The organism is Calidithermus terrae (assembly GCF_003574345.1).
Taxonomy (GTDB): Bacteria; Deinococcota; Deinococci; order Deinococcales; family Thermaceae; genus Calidithermus; species Calidithermus chliarophilus.
This window is the reverse complement of record NZ_QXDL01000473.1, coordinates 1-583: the sequence shown is the minus strand read 5'-3', so window position 1 is coordinate 583 and position 583 is coordinate 1. Positions and strand designations below refer to the sequence as shown.

The following is a 583-nucleotide window of genomic DNA, read 5'->3' as shown; positions in this document are numbered from 1 at the left end:
GGGATACACCCTCCCCGCGCGCGGGGAGGGTGTATCCCCCCCGGCCCCCCTTGCTAAGGGGGGTGACAAGGCGTCTTGCGTCTTGCGTTTGGCGTCTCGCGTTTCGCGTACGACGTACGACGTAAGACGTACGACCCCCGGCGTCTTGCGTTTTGCCTTCAGCTATCGGCTATCAGCTATCGACCATCAGCGTCCGGCACCGGCCCTCACTGCAGCCTTATCGTCACCCCACCCGGGCTCGGCACGTCCAGCAGCACCTCTTTAGGCTCGCGTCCGTCCACGCGGATGCGCACGCGGTAGGCGCCGGCCTTGTCGAACTGCACGGGGCCGGGGACTTCAGCGATGGTGCGCTCTTTCTCCAGGGTGGAGCCGGGGGGGGCCTCGAGGATCTCGACGCGGCCGCGGGAGCCCGGGGGGTCGAGGCGGAACTCCACCACGTAGCCGCTGACCGCGGGCTCGGGGCGGGGCCACAGCCAGACCCCCAGCGCCACGGCCACGACCAGCAGCAACACGCCCAGGTACATCAGCGCGTTGCGGCGGCGGGGTTGCGGCTCGATGACGCTGAAGGGGGGCTCGAGGGGGT

1 pseudogene is annotated in these 583 nt (G+C 69.6%); it reads right to left on the bottom strand.

Annotation, left to right across the window (positions count from 1 at the left end):
* Nucleotides 1-206 precede the first annotated feature (206 nt).
* Nucleotides 207-583 (bottom strand): annotated as a pseudogene (locus tag Mterra_RS22775) (hypothetical protein); the annotation flags it as partial.